The 14,983-nt window shown below is 42.7% G+C and carries 17 protein-coding genes; 13 read left to right on the top strand and 4 right to left on the bottom strand.

The genetic code is table 11. From position 1 onward, the window contains the following. Positions 1–272: 272 nt before the first annotated feature. Positions 273–1,286, top strand: a complete 1,014-nt coding sequence (gene galE / locus OCV30_RS20790) for a UDP-glucose 4-epimerase GalE (protein ID WP_065679018.1) — start codon at positions 273–275, stop codon at positions 1,284–1,286. A gap of 422 nt (positions 1,287–1,708) precedes the next feature. On the opposite strand, the gene OCV30_RS20785 is transcribed toward galE, so the two are convergent. After that, positions 1,709–3,847, bottom strand: a complete 2,139-nt coding sequence (locus OCV30_RS20785; RefSeq protein WP_065679019.1) for a TonB-dependent hemoglobin/transferrin/lactoferrin family receptor — start codon at positions 3,845–3,847, stop codon at positions 1,709–1,711. 224 nt (positions 3,848–4,071) lie between these two features. On the opposite strand from OCV30_RS20785, the gene OCV30_RS20780 reads away from it, so the two are divergent. Then, entirely contained in the window at positions 4,072–4,959 is an 888-nt protein-coding gene (locus OCV30_RS20780; RefSeq protein ID WP_065679020.1) for a LysR family transcriptional regulator, read from the top strand. On the opposite strand, the gene OCV30_RS20775 is transcribed toward OCV30_RS20780, so the two are convergent. Next, positions 4,951–7,632, bottom strand: coding sequence for a bifunctional acetate--CoA ligase family protein/GNAT family N-acetyltransferase (locus OCV30_RS20775; protein ID WP_065679021.1), 2,682 nt, complete (start codon positions 7,630–7,632; stop codon positions 4,951–4,953). The two genes, OCV30_RS20780 and OCV30_RS20775, sit on opposite strands and share 9 nt — an antisense overlap. Before the next feature lie 216 nt (positions 7,633–7,848). Here OCV30_RS20775 and OCV30_RS20770 point away from each other — a divergent pair, with 216 nt between their 5' ends. Both OCV30_RS20770 and OCV30_RS20765 read left to right on the top strand, forming a co-directional pair. Continuing rightward, positions 7,849–8,412, top strand: coding sequence for an SPOR domain-containing protein (locus tag OCV30_RS20770; protein WP_009845372.1), 564 nt, complete (start codon positions 7,849–7,851; stop codon positions 8,410–8,412). Positions 8,413–8,591: 179 nt separating this feature from the next. Beyond that, positions 8,592–9,587: a D-alanine--D-alanine ligase gene (locus OCV30_RS20765; RefSeq protein WP_065679022.1), complete on the top strand. Its 996-nt coding sequence runs from the start codon at positions 8,592–8,594 to the stop codon at positions 9,585–9,587. A 200-nt stretch (positions 9,588–9,787) separates the two neighbouring features. Here OCV30_RS20765 and OCV30_RS20760 read toward each other — a convergent pair whose 3' ends face one another. After that, positions 9,788–10,756 carry a tyrosine-type recombinase/integrase gene (locus OCV30_RS20760; RefSeq protein WP_065679023.1) on the bottom strand — a complete coding sequence of 323 codons (969 nt, stop codon included), beginning with the start codon at positions 10,754–10,756 and terminating at the stop codon, positions 9,788–9,790. Positions 10,757–10,856: 100 nt separating this feature from the next. On the opposite strand from OCV30_RS20760, the gene OCV30_RS20755 reads away from it, so the two are divergent. Further along, positions 10,857–11,228 (top strand): DUF3319 domain-containing protein, encoded by a 372-nt coding sequence (locus OCV30_RS20755; protein ID WP_029222765.1) that lies wholly within the window; start codon positions 10,857–10,859, stop codon positions 11,226–11,228. A gap of 4 nt (positions 11,229–11,232) precedes the next feature. Then, positions 11,233–11,544 carry a stress response translation initiation inhibitor YciH gene (gene yciH, locus OCV30_RS20750; protein ID WP_009845368.1) on the top strand — a complete coding sequence of 104 codons (312 nt, stop codon included), beginning with the start codon at positions 11,233–11,235 and terminating at the stop codon, positions 11,542–11,544. Positions 11,545–11,714: 170 nt separating this feature from the next. Here the strand turns inward: yciH and OCV30_RS20745 are convergent, their stop codons facing one another. Continuing rightward, positions 11,715–12,083: a DUF3693 domain-containing protein gene (locus OCV30_RS20745; RefSeq protein ID WP_065679024.1), complete on the bottom strand. Its 369-nt coding sequence runs from the start codon at positions 12,081–12,083 to the stop codon at positions 11,715–11,717. Positions 12,084–12,285: 202 nt separating this feature from the next. On the opposite strand from OCV30_RS20745, the gene OCV30_RS20740 reads away from it, so the two are divergent. From OCV30_RS20740 to OCV30_RS20710, 7 genes are read left to right on the top strand one after another with little or no spacing between them, the layout of a single operon-like run. Further along, the gene (locus OCV30_RS20740; protein ID WP_065679025.1) at positions 12,286–12,489 is read left to right on the top strand and encodes a hypothetical protein; all 204 of its coding nucleotides are present in this window, start codon (positions 12,286–12,288) and stop codon (positions 12,487–12,489) included. Positions 12,490–12,491: 2 nt separating this feature from the next. Continuing rightward, on the top strand, positions 12,492–12,803 hold the full coding sequence (locus tag OCV30_RS20735) for a hypothetical protein (protein ID WP_065679026.1): 312 nt from the start codon (positions 12,492–12,494) through the stop codon (positions 12,801–12,803). 2 nt (positions 12,804–12,805) lie between these two features. Next, the gene (locus OCV30_RS20730; RefSeq protein ID WP_017103178.1) at positions 12,806–13,006 is read left to right on the top strand and encodes a hypothetical protein; all 201 of its coding nucleotides are present in this window, start codon (positions 12,806–12,808) and stop codon (positions 13,004–13,006) included. Continuing rightward, positions 12,996–14,108: a replication initiation factor domain-containing protein gene (locus tag OCV30_RS20725; protein ID WP_017103179.1), complete on the top strand. Its 1,113-nt coding sequence runs from the start codon at positions 12,996–12,998 to the stop codon at positions 14,106–14,108. Before OCV30_RS20730 ends, OCV30_RS20725 begins: the two co-directional genes overlap by 11 nt. Next, complete coding sequence (locus OCV30_RS20720) at positions 14,096–14,443, top strand: DUF1293 family protein (RefSeq protein ID WP_065679027.1); 348 nt, start codon at positions 14,096–14,098, stop codon at positions 14,441–14,443. The genes OCV30_RS20725 and OCV30_RS20720 overlap by 13 nt, the downstream gene beginning before the upstream one ends. Before the next feature lie 3 nt (positions 14,444–14,446). Continuing rightward, positions 14,447–14,671 (top strand): hypothetical protein, encoded by a 225-nt coding sequence (locus tag OCV30_RS20715; protein WP_081324601.1) that lies wholly within the window; start codon positions 14,447–14,449, stop codon positions 14,669–14,671. Positions 14,672–14,713: 42 nt separating this feature from the next. Then, a complete protein-coding gene (locus OCV30_RS20710) occupies positions 14,714–14,911 on the top strand; it encodes a hypothetical protein (RefSeq protein WP_029222958.1) in 198 nt (65 codons plus the stop codon). Positions 14,912–14,983 lie beyond the last annotated feature (72 nt).

Genomic DNA, 14,983 nt, shown 5'->3' with positions numbered 1-14,983 from the left:
TTAAAGATAATTGAAAAACAAGTGTTCGACAAACAGCGCTTCATCTATTTTGTTTCCGGTTTAGGGAGCAAACGTAAGGTGATGAATCATATGGCGACATTGATGTAATTCTGAAGGTTGGCGCTGAGGTGTACGTCTAAGTGAAATTCAAGGTAAAGGTCGATTTTTGTTCTCTCGTGCGGTGTATCTGCCATAGGCGTTTGTGACTCAACCCTAAGCTGTTGTATCATAAGAGGTAGGTTGAGTGTTTTTAATTAAAAGGTCCGCTAAACATGAATGTTTTAGTTACAGGTGGCATGGGTTACATTGGTAGCCACACAAGTATCCAGATGATTAACGCAGGTATGACACCTGTGCTTTTCGATAACTTATACAACAGTAAACCAAGCGTTTTAGAACGTATCGAAAAAGTATCTGGCGTTCGTCCTGATTTCATTGAAGGTGACATTCGTGATAAAGCGCTTTTAACTGAAACTATGAAGAAACACAATATTGAAGCTGTTATTCATTTTGCGGGCCTGAAAGCGGTTGGCGAGTCTGTTGCCAAACCTCTCGAATACTACGACAACAACGTAAATGGCACGTTAGTCCTTGTCGATGCAATGCGTGACGCTGACGTAAAAACATTAGTATTCAGCTCTTCAGCAACGGTTTATGGCGATCCTGCTAGTGTTCCTATCACAGAAGATTTCCCCACAAGCGCAACCAATCCTTACGGTCGTAGCAAGCTCATGGTTGAAGAGTGCTTAACTGACTTCCAAAAGGCTAACCCCGATTGGAGCATTACGTTATTACGTTACTTTAACCCCGTAGGTTCACACCCAAGTGGTGAACTCGGTGAAGACCCAAGTGGTATTCCAAACAACCTAATGCCATTTGTCTCTCAAGTTGCAGTTGGCCGACGTGAATTCCTATCTGTATTTGGTAGTGACTACCCAACAAAGGATGGCACTGGTGTTCGTGATTACATCCACGTTATGGATCTGTCTGATGGACACATTGCAGCACTTGAGAAAGTAGGGCGTAAAGACGGTCTTCATATCTATAACCTAGGTACTGGCAACGGTTCAAGTGTATTAGATATGGTTAAAGCCTTCGAGAAAGCGAGCGGTCAAGCTATACCTTATAAACTCGTTGAGCGTCGTCCAGGAGATATCGCAGAGTGTTGGGCCGACCCAGCGAAAGCTCAGAAAGAACTGGGGTGGAATGCGACACGCACACTGGCTGAAATGACTGAAGATACATGGCGCTGGCAATCAACAAATCCTGATGGTTTCCCTGGTTGATTGAGTGATTTCATGAATAGTTAACGTACAAAAAGATGCTCTAGGGCATCTTTTTTGATCTAAATCGAATAAAAAGTGATTTGGTGGTTAAAAAGTATCATTCTGTATCGGTTGTTGTTATCATGCTCGCGAATTATATGTTTAATGTTAATTTTCTTTGGAGTTAATCATGGAACTAGGCCTAATCATCACTTTCATCATTGCTGCAGCAGTAATGGTAAAGAAAGAAATGGCAGAGAAATAATTTCACTTACCCCTTTTTGATACAACTTTTAGTGAAATAACAAAAGCCAGCTTATCGTGAGCTGGCTTTTTAGTTTCTACAGTATTTTTTGTATGGCTTTATTCTGGAACGACCTAGATCTTTAATGACCTAGGCCTTTAAAAAACTTAGCTCTACAACGAACTAGATTTCTAACCAGTTAGAACTCGTAGTTTGCAGATATACCCCAGTTACGACCCGGTTGAGACTTAATATCGGTGTTGAACTTAGAATCGTGCCCACGGCCTGACATGTCATTGTACAGCCAATATTTTTTGTCTAATGCGTTGAATAGACCCGCTCGCAAGGTTAAATCCGTGACAGGGCGGTAATAAGCAGTCAAATCAACAACTGTGTATCCAGCCACGTTTACGTTGTCATCAGAGTTCCACTCATCTTTCGCAGCAACCATCTTAACATTTAAAGCTGAACCGAAAGTCTCGCGTTCGATACCAAGACCTAGCGTACCCGTTAGTGGTGCTACTGAATCAATGGATTTACCTGTAGATTTATCTTCACCATCAGCATAAGCCACAGCTAAACGAGTGTAGGTACCAAATGGTGCGTCTAACAGGGTGTCAAGATTAATCGTTGACGAAAGTTCTGCACCATAGATAGTCACTTTATCTAAGTTCTCTTTGGTGTATACGTCTTTACCGCCTTGTTTACCCGATTTCGTCTGGTTAATGAAATCAGAGTAATCTGTGTAGAAAGTGCTTAGTTCAAAGCGAGCATGTTCATTATTGCCACGAAGGCCAAGCTCGTAAGAGATACTTCTTTCTGCTTTCAAGTTAGGGTTAGCTTCAATGATGGCACCTCGAGTGTAGAAGTAGTAGAGGTCGTAAACTGAAGGTGCTTTAAACCCTTGCCCAACTTGACCAAATACCGATAGGTTGTCATTGATGTGGTAAACTGAACCTAGCTTAGCTGTGACGGCGTCATCTTTATTCTTCTCATATTGAGTCTTGTAGCCTTCATCCGTTGATGGGTCAGCAACAAATGAGTCATAACGAAGACCGCCAGTTACAATCAACTTGTCTTCCATGAAAAATGCTTGGTCTTGAACAAACACACCCCATTGCGTTATTTCTGCATCAGGAATACCAGTGCTACCCGGTGTAACAGTGCCTCGATCAAATTTATGGTCGTAGTTTTCTAGTTCAAAGTCATTCTGCAGGTATGTGAAACCATATGTGAACTCGTGATCCGCACCATCAATATTCACTAGCTTAGAAAGCTGTGTATCAACTTGCATGTTGACATCAGAAGCATCACGCTCACGAAGTCGACGTCCGTTGAAGCGAGTTGTGTCGTAGTTTTTATTCAGAGTACTTGAGTCTTGGTAACTTAGAGACCAGTCTAAAGAGTCAGCAATTGAAGAGCTTAGCTTAAGCTGTTGTTCCAATGTTGCACGAAAACGTTTGTTGGTGTCTTTGTTGTAATTATCAGTATATACAAAGCCCGGCATAAGCTGATAGCCATTGTAGTTTAGCTCATCTTCATCATATTGACGTTGGTAATGCTCAACCGTAATACCAACCTTATTTGAATCTGATACATTGTAGAATGCTTTGGCTAGGATATTACTTAATTCCGTATCTGCTGGGTTCTCTGCACCACGATCTGGACCTTGAACTTCGCTTCCTGATGAATGAGTTTCTGTCTCGTGGCCTTGAGCGTATGTCGCCATAACGATCGTTTCTAACTTATCTTTACGCATCGCCCAAGAAACTGTGTTCTTGAATTGTTCATCTGCAGATGTATAGGTAGATTTGATGCCAAAACGGTTTTCATCCCCGTCAGTTCTAAGCATATCCTCTGGATTTTTAGTTCTTAGCAGTACTGCACCACCAATGGCATCTGAACCGTAAAGCGTAGAAGCAGGGCCTTTATTCACCTCTATGACACTTAATGTATCGACTTCGATCGCATTCGAATATTTACGTTGCTCAGAAGCGCCAGGGTTATATGGTGTAGGTTGTTGAACTCCATCTACCATAAGTTTAACGCGATCACCTTCAACACCGCGGATGTTAAAGCCTGAAATACCAAAACGGCCACCGCCTTGAGCTTCTACTCCTGGCGTGTATTGGAGAGCTTGCTTTATGTCGCTAGACATTTGATTATCTATGTCTTTTGCAGAGACAGACTCAATTGAGCTTGAAACGTCTTCTTTGTTTTGTTCAGTGCGCGTTGCTGATACAACAACCTCGTCAAATAGGGCATAATCTTCAGCAAAGGCTGATGTTGATGAAAGCGCTAAAACGATTGAAGCAGAGAGTAGGGATTGCTTATACATCTGATAGTTACCTTAGTTCCATAATATCATCTTGATTTGCGAAAGATGATATTGGATCTAAATGATAATTACTATTATTTGCATTTAAATAATTTTCAATATTATCAACTAATTAATAATTAGCGTCATTAAACACATGTATTAAAAAGAGTTTTTCAGTTCCATTCACTGCGTGAATGCTTCTCTTTTTGTGATTCAGATCTCACTTACAAAGTAGGAAAGTTATGCATAGCCCAATAACACTTGAAGCCTTACACATATTAGATGCCATTGATCGTCGTGGAAGCTTCGCGGCAGCGGCTAACGAAATGGACCGAGCACCTTCTTCATTGAGTTATCAAATCCAGAAGCTAGAACAAGACTTAGATATTATGATTTTTGATCGCTCAGGCCACCGTGCAAATTTCACGGAAGCGGGGCAGTTAATATTAGAGCAAGGAAGGATCATTCTTGGTGCCACTGAACAGCTCGTTAATGACGCGAGTATTCTCGCTAATGGCTGGGAGTTGGATTTAACGATTGCCTTTGATGGCATTATTCCGATTGCTAATTTCTTCCCATTGGTCGATGAACTCGGAAAAATAAGTAAAACTAGGGTTCGATTACAAGAAGAGATTCTAGCTGGATGTTGGGAATCACTTTCAGACGGCCGAGCTGATTTATTGGTGTGCCCAAAGGTTGACACCATACCAAACGATATGAAAAGTGACATTATCGGTAAGATGGAAATGGTATGGGTTGCAGCATCAAACCACTACGTTCATAAGCGATCTGGTGATTTCGACCAAAAAGCGAGGGAAAGTTACAGGGTTATCGCAATTGCAGATACAGCGCGTGACCAACCAGCATTAAGCATCAATATTCTAGAAAAGCAGCCACGTTTGACCGTGACAAGCTTCCCAGCCAAGGTAGAGGCTCTAACTGCAGGGTTAGGGATCGGCACCTTACCGAATAGTGTTGCCAAACCTTTGATTGAATCTGGCGTTCTACAGCAGATTTCGGGTACTGAACCACAGCCTATCGACATCGTAATGGCTTGGCGACGTAACAAGATGGGCGACGCCAAGTCTTGGTGTATTCAACACCTAAAAAAAACATGGGCGTTAAAGTAACGGCAACACCATATCTGCAGTACCGTCTTCAAAACTGATATCTAGCTCAAAGCCCAGCTTCTGGGCTAGTGTCAGCATCCCTCGGTTGGTCGGCATCGTCATGCCCGACATCTGCTTGGTCTGCTTTGTACGACAGTAGTCAATAACCTTAGTCATCAAAATGCGGCCTAATCCGACGCCTTTCAGATCGGAACGTATCAGAATAGCGAACTCTGCATCGGTGTTCTCTGGGTTAATCAACGCTCTCGATACGCCAATAATCGCGGGTACGCCTTGTTCCTTTCGAACGACCACAAATGCAATTTCTCTATCAAAGTCAATCTGAGTAAAGTTAGCCAACGCCTCATGATTGAATTCACCCACATCACTAAAGAAACGCTTGTAAAGGTCTTCTTTGGATACACGATGAATAAAATCAGCATGAAGCGGCTCGTCTTCAGGAAGGATCGGGCGTAACAACACCTCAGTGCCGTCCTTAAGTACGATACTCTCTTCCAATTCGACTGGATAAGGGCGAATCGCAAGACGTTCTTGAGGATCGCCTTGATATGCTTTCAAGATGATATCGGCATCTAAAATCGTGAACTTGTCACCATTGGCCAGTACTGGGTGGATATCCAAATCATGTATTTCAGGGCAATCCACTACCATCTGAGATATACGCACCAACAATTCAGAGAGACCTTCAATATCAATCGGGTTAGGTAGTTTTTGCAGACGAATCTTGCCACTTTTTATCGCCCGAATGATCAAGTAACGCGCCAGTGTCATATTGAGAGGTGGAAAGGCTGCAGCGGCGTCAATGGATTCATCCCATTCAGAACCTCCTTGACCAAGTAAAATGATAGGACCAAAGGTTTCGTCCGTTGTGACTTTTACACGTAGCTCCTGCCCGCCGGCGAGTTTGGCCATTCCTTGAATTAACAAGCCATGAATATGCGCAGTAGGGAACGACAGTTGAGAGCGATCGAGAATCGCCTGAGCCGCATTGGCGACTTCATTGCTGTTTCTTAAATTAAGCATGACTCCTTGCACGTCCGACTTGTGTGCAATGTCTGGCGAACGTAGTTTAACTGCGACTGGGTAACCAATCGTTTCGGCAATATGTACCGCTTCACTTGGGTCAGAAGCAATCCAAGTTGGTAATACATCTAGGTTGAAGTGCTTGAAAAATTGGCTATTTTGATGTGTATCAAGGCTAACTGTATCTTTATCCAGTAGTTGTCGTTCTATCCAATTTTTTGCATCTGCTAGATCTTCAATATGGACTTTTTCTGCCGTGGTTGGCGTTTCCATTAACTGACGCTGGTTACGCCTGTACTCGACCAAGTGCATGAATGCGACCACTGAGCTTTCAGGTGTTCGATAGGTTGGGAACCCTGCTTCGGTAAACAACTTTCGTGCTGGCTTTGCTGTTAGCTCGCCAGACCAATTCGTTAGAATGTTAAATCGCTTGTGGCGAGGATGCTTTTTAATGGCTTCAATAATTCGCTCAGCGGTTTTAGCTGAATGTGCGATCGCAGAAGGGCTGTGCATGATAAGAATCGCATCCGCTTCATCACCATCTAGCAAGATGTTTATCGTATCGATATAGCGTTGCTCACCGGCGTCGCCAACAATATCGATTGGATTACTGTGAGACCAACTCAATGGTAAAACCTTATTGAGTTTCTCTAGCGTATCTTCAGAAAACTCGGCAAGCTTACCACCACGGTCAAAAAGGGTATCCACCGCCATGATCGCAGGGCCGCCGCCGTTGGTCACAATAGCCAAGCGCTCTCCACGTAATGGCACTGAATGAGTCAGAGTCTCTACCGCTGCAAACAGTTCGTGTAAGTTCTTAACTCGCAACATGCCGCTGCGTCGGATCGCTGAGTCATAGATAATATCTAACGTATCGGCACCGCCAGTATGTAGCATTGCCGCCGCCCGGCCTTTAGCGGTTCGTCCGCCTTTTAACACTAGAATTCGTCTATTACGTGACGCAGCACGCGCAGCAGAGATAAAGCGCCTCGCATCTTTAATACTATCAACATAAAGCAATATTGCTTCGGTGTGAGAGTCGGTACTCAGATAATCCAACAGCTCTGAGAATTCTATGTCACTGCCATTACCTATCGAGATAAACGCCGAGAAGCCGATCTCTTTATCGTTCGCCCAATCTAGAATCGTTGTACACACTGCAGCGGATTGAGAAACAAAGGCTATTTTACCTGGCAGCGCTGTCACCGGAGAAAAAGAGGCATTCAAATTTAACCACGGGACAATAACTCCCAAGCTATTGGAACCAAGTACCCGAATATTGTTTGCTTTGGCTATTGCAATACATCTCTCATCAAACGTTTCGCCGCTATCACTTTGCTGTTGCATGTCGGAGGAGAGCACAATGACGGAAGCGATGCCTTTCTCGGCCAACTCTTCAAAAATAGCCACATTGCGTGTCGCATTAGTGCACAAAATAGCAAGGTCAGGCACGATAGGTAGCGACAAGATGTTTTTGTAAGAGAGGACGCCTGCGACAGAATCGTATTTTGGTGTTACCGGCATCACCGCACCTTTAAAATCCCCGTGCAACAGATTGTTCATGACGATATATCCTGCACGCGTTTCTCGTTGAGATGCACCAACAACAGCGATTGAACGGGGTTTAAGTAGGGGATCAAGATGATTCATAGACATATCCTAGCAATGCACGTAAGTTCATCGTAACTTACTTTTCATTCACGGGTTGATGGCAAATTCACCGAATTAAGATGAATAAGCAGACACTGCATAAAGTTTGTGAAATAGGTCACCCACTAATGGTGTATAATCTCAAAGTTAACTTGATTCTAAACCGACGTATCGGCATGATTTATAGTAATTATTATTAAGGATATAGAGCTTTCCATGAAAAAACTTGCAATTGTGACTTTGCCACTGCTCTTGGCTGCATGTGTATCTGACAACTACGTTACCAATGTAACGTCAGATAGCTATCAAGAAGAGTTCAAAACGGCTAAAGTTGAAGCTCCAGTTGTATCTCAATCTGAGCAGACTGCCGTTGTTGAAGAGAACGTGGTCAACGTTGTCAGAACCACACCTGTAGAACAAAAAATCACTCACACGACTAGAGCTAAGCCGGTTGCAACAATTACAGCTCCAACCAAGAAGCAACAAGACATGAACCAACGCTTTGGTTACACAGTTCAAGTTGTTGCTGTTGGCAGCCAAGCCAAAGTCGATTCTTTTGTAAAAATGCTACCAACAACTTCCCAGCCAATTTGGGAAAACTACAAAATGGTTAACGGCACGAAGTGGTTCACTGTACTTTACGGTGACTACGCGACACGCTTAGACGCTAAAAAGGCGATTTCATCTTTGCCGAGCAGTTTTCAAAACTTAAAGCCATTCGTTAAGAGCATTGATGATATCAAGAACTCTGAATACCCAACGCTTAACAAGTTAAACTAAGTTTTAAATCATAAAGAAGGAGCAAATGCTCCTTCTTTTGTTTTATGACGGTTAGTTTTGTTTAATAGTTAATCGCTCACTCCTTAGATGACGATTTTAGCATTCAAAACACTGTACCTATTTCGACTTTTGTTTATCATTGAAGTCAGTATTCCTAGTTTCAAGGACCGAATTTACCCATGAACACCACAAACATCCTTCTACTTTGCGGCGGTGGATCTTCAGAGCATGAAGTGTCGATCGTTTCAGCCAATTACCTTTTTGAACAACTTAATAGCGTTGCAGATTTTAACGTTGTGAGAGTTGAAATTAAAAACGAAGGCTGGTGTCTTGATTCAGGTGAGTTGGTTTATCTTGATATTAACGATCAAACCTTACGTGGCGACAACTTAGAATCAAAAGTCGATTTCATTGTTCCATGTATTCATGGTTTCCCGGGCGAAACAGGTGACATTCAATCACTGTTTGAAATGGCTAAGATTCCGTACCTAGGTTGTGGTTCTGAAGCAAGCAACAACAGCTTCAATAAAATCACATCAAAACTTTGGTACGACGCTCTGGGTATCCCAAATACGCCTTATCTGTTCTTATCCGACAACACTGAACTAGCTCATGCACAGGCGACACAAGCCTTTGAAAGTTGGGGGAAAGTGTTCGTCAAAGCGGCTCGTCAGGGATCTTCCGTTGGCTGTTACCAAGTCAATCAAGCAGAAGAATTAAGCGGAGCAATCAACAAGGCATTTACCTTCTCTGATCAAGTGCTTATTGAGAAATCCGTGGTGCCAAGAGAGCTAGAAGTTGCCGCTTATGAAATCGATGGCGAGCTACAGATAAGCAAGCCAGGCGAGGTGATTGCACCTAATGGCGCATTTTACTCTTACGAAGAGAAGTACAGTGCAGACAGCCACTCAATTACTGAAGTTGAAGCAACTAACTTAACCGATGAACAGCGTGAATTGATTGCAGACAGCGCCCGCAAGGTATTCACGCAGATGAAGCTTCGTCACTTGTCTCGTATCGATTTCTTCTTAACACAAGACAATGAGATCTACCTGAACGAGGTGAATACCTTCCCAGGTATGACGCCAATTTCCATGTTCCCAAAAATGGTTGAACATGACGGCCACAAATTCCGCCAGTTCTTAGAGAACTGCGTGAGAACAAGCATTTCTTAGTTCACCCAAAATATCTTAGCCGTTTTATATAACTCATTAGATAACAAATAGCGCCTTGAGATTACCTGCCAAGGCGCTATTTGTTTTCAAGTCGGAAGCTTTTGGTTTTTAAAGTCAGTTGATTGACTAAGCAGTTTATTAACAATCTGCCTATAAAAAAACCGTAGATAAACAAGCCGCCTCTTAACAAAGCCATCAGCTCATTGCCAAGGAATTAGTGCTTTAAACTTCATCTTCTCACTCTCAGAGGTACCCGAATAACCCACATATTGCGCAGGCATTGCAGGGCTGAGCCAACGACCAAAATCTTGAATTTCTCTCACCTTAAGGCCTTGTTTCGATAGTTCTTGTGCGGCACCTACACGAATAGAGTTCCCGGAGAAATGGTGGTTGTCAGCCAATTGAAGTAAGTCACTTGCTCTTCTCAATATTCTGTAGATCGACGAATCATCTAAAGGTTGCAGACTGATATTTTCATGTTTATCTATCGCACGAAATACAGGCAACTCGTCTTGTGTTCCAGTAAACGAAAACCAACGCTCAAGTGCGGCACTTGCTACTCGCGATAGCCTATACACTGAATTTTTTATTGTAATCTGGTACTCATTCTCAACGCTCTCCACATTATCCATCGACAACGCCTTTAGTTCAGATCGCTTTAAAGCACACTCGAACATCACATTATAAATCGCGATATCTCTGATCTCTTTTAAGCTCGATTTCTCATGAGAAAGTAACGTGTTTAACTCCGTGAGGTGTGCAGACGTCATGGCATTGGTTTGTTTAGCGTCGCCAGCCATTCGAGATTGCAAGTGGAGCAGGGTAAAACGAACTTGCCTATGCTTGATTGGGTTAGCAAAGCTCAACACAGTATGCAACAAGCTAAGTGTTGCAGTGTAACGTTTCAAAGACGCGAATTTTCTTTCACTGGATTCAGTCTCAAGAAAACGCCGAACAGCAGTGATGGATGCTGGAAGTGTGTTGATACGATTTTTAGTACAGAATACATGGTAGCGATTCCAATCACTGTAGATACCCAACAAGGAGTTTCGAGAGTACTGATATCCTGTTAACTCATCTATAATTTCAATTGTCGCGTGGCTGTTTAATTTTTCAACAAATGAATTAATTATCACAGAGTCCGATAAAATAGGGACTTTTTTTCTCAAATTACCGTACCTCAACAGGTGTTTTTGCCATATTATGCTTGATATCATTAGAAGTATACTTATGATTAACGTAATGAAAACAAAACGATGATCAATGGATATGGCAAATTCAGTTTACCGAGGCGTTCCTCTACAATCAGCGGATGCAAACAACACCGTTTGGCGTGCCAAGCTAAAAAACAACATTATTCAAGGCAATTTACCTGCTGTGAAAAAGAGTATTGATTGGTGGATTGATACTGCGACCCTTATTGACCCGAAAGAATTCACAGCGTTAAACAAGTCAAGAGCGTCTGGTGGTGGCTTAGCTGAAAACTTCCATGGTTACCAAATTAAAAATGATAGCGGTGAGCCTAACGCTTGGTATTGCATGTTTAACGGGCGCCTAATTAAAGGTGGCAAGATTGCAATCCAGCGTCATATAGAGGCTTTCTTACTCGCAAAACAAAAAGCAGCACAGCAAAAGAAGTAAAATTATGAGCCTAGTATATTCAACTGAAACAGGTCGTATTAAACCTGAAGAAGAGAAAGTCCAGCGCCCTAAAGGTGATGGTATTGTTCGAATCCAAAAAGAAACCAAAGGCCGTAAAGGCAAAGGCGTTTCTATCGTAACAGGCTTAGACCTAGATGACGCACCATTAAAACTCATGGCTGCGGAACTCAAAAAAGTATGTGGTTGTGGCGGCTCAGTAAAAGATGGCAACATCGAGATTCAAGGCGACGCTCGTGACAAGCTCAAAGCGCATCTTGAAAAGAAAGGCTACAAAGTTAAATTTGCCGGCGGTTAAGCTCTAACTAATGCCGGGGGTAAAATCGAAGATTATTATCACTGGTTATTAGGTATTTTATGGTAAATAGCCACTATGGTTAAATACACAGTAGAATTCAGAGAGTACAGATACGAAATAAAGGCAGGGCATCACACAAAGATACCTGCCTTATAAACACCAAACACAATTTAACATAACGTACATAATACGCACTGAATCGTGGGATCAACTGGGGTGGTCGCCAGTAACGCCAAACTACCACAAGCCATTGATACACCTGACATATTAAGCCCGTTAAACTTTTTTGCGATGTTCTGCCAAGCCATTTGAGCCTTGTGATTTTTGCTGCGGTCAGCGGCTAAGTACACTAAGACTTCTTCTTCAGACAAACCAATCCTTTCAGCTATAAAAAGTGCTTCCGTTTCAGTTAGATAGCGCACGCCTTGTCTAATATTACTTATCTTCTGACGACTTAGCCCTAAATCATGGGCTATTTGCTTATCTTGTACGTAGTTTTGCGCCTCTTTATAGGCATCTAATAGTTTATCTTGGTACATAGTCATCCCTCTATTTCTTCTAATTGTATACCGTCAGTACCCAAAAAGCGGTCTTTACAGTCCTGCTTTTTGCATCCTATAGTATGCACAAATCAGGACTCACTTGATTTGGCTGTCTAGGTTTGGGCTGTTTGCCCTTGACGCTTATAGCTCAGCTTAGATGGTCACTCCCAATTCTCAATAATCAGTCAAGGTGGTTGTTATGGTTAATGTTCTATTAGTTTCTGGGTGTCTACCTCGTTACTTCGCAGGTTTTGGTACTTCAGCTCATGGTAAGCCTTTTGTGATTACCACAGCTCAACATTTTCACAGTAAATTCCTTTCTGAATCAGATGCTCATAGCATTGTTGAACGTTTACAAAACTCATGGCCTTTGGCTCAAGTTTCTTACGTTGTCGGTCGTTAATCATGAAACCTGTCCTTTCATTTTTGTCTAAATGCAAAGTCGAGCTTTCTATTTCTTTAGCTGCTTTTCTTTATTTTACTTTCCTATTTGATGTCTCTGTTGATTTTGCAAAGTCAAAATTTTGTAGTTTCGAGGTTTCAAATAAAACTTATTCGGAGATTGTTGCCGGTTCTCTTGAGGTTGAGGAAATCAAAGTACTGGCAGCTGCTTTGATGTCAGATGATGGTCAGATTGATATTTGTGAAGCTTCAGAACTGCAACGAGCTTATGACGAATTAACTTCACCTAAAGCTAAATTGTTGGAGGTGCTTTAATCATGGATTCAATCTACTTCGACAACGAACCCAATCACGGCATCAACGCCTATTTTCCGTGGGGTCATAACTTCTTCAAGACTCCGCGTGATTTCTTCCAGTTCATGGAAGCTCACTACGGCATGGTGTCATTTCAGATTGTCGAAATCACGGATGATAACTACCAAGAGCTTTTGGTTAAGGGTGTGTTCCATGCCATCTAAAAAACCACATAAGTTCCATGACGAGATTCGTCCGGTACAAGTTGATCACCTAGCCTTTTCGTTTTCGTACGGCTCACTTAGACACTTGGACAACTCGAACGAACAAGACTTTATCAATATGCAGTTTCCTGAGTTTAAAAAGCGAAGCGTTAATGGTCGCCTTAACTCACCAGAAGCCATTGATAAGTCAATTGAGTCACACCGTAACAAATGCCGTAAGGTTTTGGCCGATAGGTTTGATGAGTTCATGTCTAAAGTCTTTAACTTCCGCATATCTCCTATGCGTGGCCGTGGCTTACATGGCTATGAAGATTCAATGGTGATTTACGATTCAACGGGAACGGTTGAGTGTGGTTTGGTTGGTGTTGGCGGTAACAACGATACGGTTTACGTGCAAATCAATGGTACTGGTTGCGCTAAGTTATTCGACTTCACCACACACAAGAAGGTGCACTGGTGGTTATCACTTTTGGGTATCACTCGCCTCGCCCGTTTAGACCTTTGCGTGGATGACTACACCGGAATCTTCGACTGTAAGTATGCTGAGAAATGTTTTTATGAGGGAGCATTTCGCACTGCTTCTCGTGGACGTGGTCCGACAATGGTTCCTCATAAGCGCGTTTCACAATCCGGTGAATTATCAGAGGAAGCCGTACTTGTTGGCTCTCGTACCTCTGCAATCTACTGGCGTGTGTACAACAAGAAGTTTGAGCAAAACATCGCTGACCCTGAAGTGATTTGGTACCGCAATGAAGTGGAATTGAAGAAGTGCGATCTATCACTACTCGCCTCGCCTGCTTCGGCCTTTGCTGGTCTCTGTGATTTCTCGGCCAGTATCGACCCTGCTGAACCAATGAAGCTTGAACTCAACAAGAAAAAAGCAGGTCTTGAGTTCTTCGCTCGTATCGCTTGGGTTCGTCGTCAATGTGGTAAAGCTCTATCTGAAGTTGTTGCTATGACTGAAGGTGATTTGGGTGAAGCCTTCGGCATGCTCATTCCTACGCATCATAGACGTGCAAACTTTGAAACCTCGTTGGGTATTCCTGACGAATACACTAAACAGAAAATAGAAATTTTGGAGTCAAGAATATGCCTACAATAACTGGTATTGCAATCAAGCGTTTCCCTAAGTCAAACATGGAGTTCGCTGAGCTGTCTGTTCTACGTGCTGTTGAGGAAGTCGACAACGAGAAGTTTCAGCAAACGGGTATCGGTTTCTCTACTGATATTCCTTACAACAAACAAGCATTGAAAATCGATGTTGAGTATGCGCGTCAGCTTATCCAATCACGCGCATTTGTTGCTAACCGTGAATACGAACTCAGCTTTGGTGCTAACCCAAATGACCCACTCGATATCTTGGTCAACAAGCTTGTTCCTGTCGATGAAGAAATCAAAAAGCACTTTGATAACTTCATGAAAGCTAACAAGGCTTAATCAATGAACTGCATCACGACAACACAGCAAGGTTATTTAAGAACGTCAACCGACTTTGACTGCAAGCTCGTCATGCTTACTGACACTGAATACAACAATTTAGTGTCAACACCACAATCCCTCAACATCGATACGGAGCTCTACACCACCGTTTCGGGATGGATTTTACTTTCATTCGTTTCGGGTCATGTACTCGGACGAATACTCAAAACACTCGGCAAAGGCTGAGTACATTTTTTAAAACAATCTATAGGTAATACTATGAAAAACATGAAAACTCGTTTAATCGCTCTATCTACTGTTGTTCTTTCTGGTGCTTCAATGGCCGACGCTACACCCGTTCAAACCGCTATCAATGGCGCGGTCACTTCTGGTCAAGCTAACTACGGTCTGGTTGTGGTTGGTTTGATTGGCCTTGGTGCGCTTGGCTTTGGCCTTAAAGCTATCATGGGAGCTATGCGCGGCTAATGGCTGTACTCGTTTCTGAAGTCGTAACCATCCTCTTGGGTGTGTCTATGGCCTCATCCTTTATATACGGTG

Source organism: Vibrio atlanticus, assembly GCF_024347315.1.
Taxonomy (GTDB): Bacteria; Pseudomonadota; Gammaproteobacteria; order Enterobacterales; family Vibrionaceae; genus Vibrio; species Vibrio atlanticus.
The sequence above is the reverse complement of the archived record's forward strand: the minus strand, read 5'-3'. Positions and strand labels throughout refer to the sequence as shown.